The 1394-nt window shown below is 63.8% G+C and carries 1 protein-coding gene; it reads right to left on the bottom strand.

Annotated features, from left to right (window positions below; genetic code table 11):
• Positions 1-19 precede the first annotated feature (19 nt).
• Positions 20-1090, bottom strand: coding sequence for an IS110 family RNA-guided transposase (locus DWV11_RS13290; protein WP_115789405.1), 1071 nt, complete (start codon positions 1088-1090; stop codon positions 20-22).
• Positions 1091-1394: the final 304 nt, after the last annotated feature.

Here is a 1394-nt window from a genome sequence, read left to right as displayed (position 1 = left end):
GCCGACCCTTCTATAGCTGTCAAGCCCCGCGGGTGCTCGGGTTTGTCGCGTTGAGTGTTCGGTAGATCGATCGGGCGAGATAGCGTTTGACGCAGCGGCGGATCTCTCGTTTGGTTCGTCCTTCGGCTTGTCGTTTCTTGACGTACTCGATGGTTTCCGGGTGGTTGATCATGCGGCTCACGGCGGCCATGTGCAGGGCTTTGTTGACGGTCCTGTCGCCACCGCGGTTGAGCCGGTGGCGGATGGTGTTACCTGACGAGGCCGGAATCGGATTGACCCCGGCGAGGGAGGCGAAGGCTGCCTCGGAACGGACCCGGCCGTGGTGGGACCATGCGGTGAGGCAGATCGCTGCTGTGACGGGTCCGATGCCGGTTTCGTGCAGCAGGGGCGCCGCTTCGCTGAGTTGGACCAGTTCGTTGATTTGGGTGTTATTCGTCGTGATGTCTGCGTCGAGTGTGGTGATGTGTTTGGCCAGCCGGGTCGCCTCGGCCCGGGCAACGGACAGTGCCAGGGGTTCGTCTCGGGTCCGCCACCGGGATACTTCGGTGATCTGGGTCCCCGTCAGGGATCTGCGGGCGTCCAGTCCCAGTTCAGTCACGCGAAGGAGCGCGGTCAGGGCGTTAACCGCCCGGGTGCGGTCGGTGGTCATGGATTCCCGTGCAGTGACCAGGATCCGCAAGGCGGCCCGGATCCCTTCATTCAGCCGAGGCCGGCGCAACTGCTGCTCGTCTAGCGGCAGGACGGCTGCGGCGATGCGCTGGGCGTCCAGCGCATCGGACTTGCCGATTCCGTACCGGGCACGGGCGTCCATCCGCGGCGCTTCTGCGACCTGGTAACCGGCTGCTTCAACAGCACCGGCAAGCACGGCGCCGTAGGATGCGGCTCCTTCGATCACCCACAAGGTCTGCAGGTCAGCGCCGGTGCGGCGTGCTGCCCAGGCGATGGCCCGGCTGGTGCCGGCTGTGGTGGTCGGGAATGCCTGCGTTTGAATCAGCTCACCCGTGCGTGCGGTGATGATGGCGTACACATGGTTCTTGGCGTGGGTATCGACGCCGACGACAAACGAGTAGGAATGCGCAACGATAGACATGGCGGTTCTGGCTTCCTCTATTCGCGGACATGGTCAGGGCCGCAATCGGCCGGTACCAGTCCGGGTAGAGGTCACTTCGGAACAACACTGTGACGAGTCACGCCATTAAGGGCGGACAACCTTCTGATCAAGTCACCGAGGTGGGCCGGGCGGGTACCGGCCGGCCCACCTTGAATGGACAAGTCGGCAGGAAGGGCACCGTATGGGCCAGTCGCTTAGAGAGTCACAAACACGGGTGGAACGGCCAGGACCCACTCTGCCAGCCAGTCCCAGACCAGCCACGGAAATCCTCACAGTCGCTTAG

The sequence above is a fragment of the Arthrobacter silvisoli genome, assembly GCF_003369445.1.
Taxonomy (GTDB): Bacteria; Actinomycetota; Actinomycetes; order Actinomycetales; family Micrococcaceae; genus Arthrobacter; species Arthrobacter silvisoli.
The sequence above is the reverse complement of the archived record's forward strand: the minus strand, read 5'-3'. Positions and strand labels throughout refer to the sequence as shown.